Source organism: Bullifex sp. (assembly GCF_034103065.1).
Taxonomy (GTDB): domain Bacteria; phylum Spirochaetota; class Spirochaetia; order Sphaerochaetales; family Sphaerochaetaceae; genus Bullifex.
Genome location: NZ_JAXEGN010000142.1, coordinates 1 through 2,508, shown reverse-complemented (window position 1 = coordinate 2,508; position 2,508 = coordinate 1). Strand labels below are relative to the sequence as shown.

The 2,508-nt window shown below is 31.9% G+C and carries 3 protein-coding genes; all 3 read right to left on the bottom strand.

Features of this window, described 5'->3' with window-relative positions:
* On the bottom strand, positions 1–532 hold a 532-nt coding region (locus SOY52_RS05595), incomplete at its 3' end, for an undecaprenyl phosphate translocase family protein (protein WP_320847986.1).
* 74 nt (positions 533–606) lie between these two features.
* Positions 607–1,833: a hypothetical protein gene (locus SOY52_RS05590; protein ID WP_320847985.1), complete on the bottom strand. Its 1,227-nt coding sequence runs from the start codon at positions 1,831–1,833 to the stop codon at positions 607–609.
* 12 nt (positions 1,834–1,845) lie between these two features.
* On the bottom strand, positions 1,846–2,508 hold a 663-nt coding region (locus SOY52_RS05585; protein ID WP_320847984.1), incomplete at its 5' end, for a hypothetical protein.

Genomic DNA, 2,508 nt, shown 5'->3' with positions numbered 1-2,508 from the left:
AGTCATAAGAACCAAGTATTAATAATAAATATGAAAAGCTAATACCAGGAAGGATAAATCCTACAGCTACAACCACTCCAATTAAGCATTGTGTAATTGCCATTGAAAGTGTAAATGGTGCGTTAGGATCAAACTCAAGTTTTGGAATTAGCTGACAGCTTAATACTACTAATACACCAATTACGAAGTATAGAATATCTTTAATATTAACGCTCTTAATATTTGCTTTCTTATATAGCATTGGAATTGAACCAAATACGAGGCCTATAAAGAAGAACATTGCTACTCTTGGAAATCTATCAATTAATGCCAAAATTGGTTTTGCACATAAAACAATTCCTAAAAGTGCTACAACAGAAAACTCAATTAAAAAGATTAAATTCTTCTTAATATCTTTAAAAAATGAACTAACAGCGTTAATTAATTTTCCATAAATTCCAAGGACCATCGCCATTGATCCCCCAGAAACTCCCGGAACCATCATTGTTGAGCCAATAATAAAAGCTTTAATAATTGTATCTAGTGAAAACATATTATAAATATACACTAAAGCTTAAGATGAAAAAAGCCACACCCGAAGATGTGGCAAATTAGATTAAATATTAATTATCTTTCCCAGAAGAGGTTCATTCTAATTGTGAGAGCATCAACTGGCTTATCGAGGAGTTTTTCACCAAATTCTAAGCGATAGTAAGAAGCTTCTAAGTGGATTATGTTCATTAGGTTAAATCCAGCACCAATTGATACATAACCTTGGTTAAGACCTGCTCTTAACTCAAGAAGCTTAAGAATCTCAACTTCGATACCAGCTCTCATGTGAGCAAGAAGGTTTGTTGTAGAGAATTCCTTTGTAAGGCCAACAATATCAACAACATCAACTGCGATATTTGGATTTGCAAGCCATGAAAGACCCCAATATGGTTTCCAACCAAAACCAAAATCAACACTCATTGGACTATTAAGTTTAATTGTGTCAGATTTGATCAATTCTGCAGCTTTACTTGAAATCTCTTTTAATGTTGTTGCATTACCCTTGAATGAACCATTAATATTTCTAACAACAGTACTTAATGTCATACCAGCTGGAAGATTTAAGTTAAAGCCAAAATCGATAGGCATTGAGTACAGGAATACCATTGGCTGGTCTTCTTGAAGCTTCTTAAATATTTCATTCATATTGTTAAGATTTCTTAATACATAATCAGCATCAAGTTTTTGATAATAAGCTCTAGCATTAAGTCTTGCAGCAACACCAATATCAAAGTTAATCTTTGAATCTCTCATAAATCTAAGGCCTAGACCAGTTGAAAGAACAACATCTACTTGAGGAATAACAGCTACATCAATTGCACTTGTTGAAGGAGTATATGTATTTAAATTAACCTGGGTATCAACACCAAATGCAAATCTACCCCATTTTGCACCAACACCTGCATCAACAGTAGCAATTTTATTGTTACCAGCTTTACCAAAAATACCTAAAATAGTTTCAGCATACTTTCCTGGTTCAGATGCAATATTTTGGTAGTTATCAATAATACCTGTAGCTATTAATTCTCTTGCATTATAAATAGTTGTTGCTACATTAGGCATATTCCATACTAAACCTTTTTCTCCAAGGGAAGCAGGGTTAACATAGAGAGCATCCTGATTTGATCTCAAAGCAATACCAGCACCACCCATTGAAAGCATTCTAGCACTAGTCTTTGTATATGGTCTATCTACCATATTATAGGCTACATCTGTATCAGGAGTAATATTTTCTGCAAAAACTGTTGAAAGTGCTACAACCATTATTAATGTTAATGTAATAATCTTTTTTAAGCTTTTCATTCTGCTACCTCCTCAATAAATAGGACCACCCATTTGTTTAATAAGCCCATCAAGCCATTTTGTTATAGTAAAATCCCCACCAGCATCACCAGAAATATTTAATAATTTAAGTAAATCACCAACATTTAACCCACCAACATCTAGCATCTTATCTGCTGTTTTTGCTGTTGTTTTATTAAGATTTGTTAAAACTTTTCTTCCTAATAAATTAAAGTCATTATCACCTGTTGGATCATTATTAAATAGCTTATTTAAAGAATCTGAGTAAGTTTTAGAATTGATTTCACCTTTTGTAAATAAATTAGGTGAAGAATCAACTATATCCATCAAAATAGTTCTAAATGGTACTTTGTCTTCTTTTTCTGTTACATTTTCAGTAACATCAAGTTTAAAATTTGGATCAAGTAGATTGGTAAATAATGCCGCATTTATTAATTCAACTACAGAACCATTTGTAGCTGATTCCTTTATATTAGAATCATAAGTAGGATTTTCTTCTTGTTTGTCATCTTTTGGAGATGATACAATAGCAAATGTTAAATTTCTTGCATCAACCATGCACTTATAAGAATTGTATTTAGAATTATACTTATTAGGATCTGTACCAAGACTGTTCTTAATTAAGTTAATTACTAAATTAACATACTTTGGGTCTGTTTTAATATTTACTGGAAA

What these genes read in the sequence shown, in the direction of transcription:
- SOY52_RS05590 (WP_320847985.1), bottom strand. Translation starts at nt 1,833, where the DNA reads ATGAAAAGCTTAAAAAAGATTATTACATTAACATTAATAATGGTTGTA.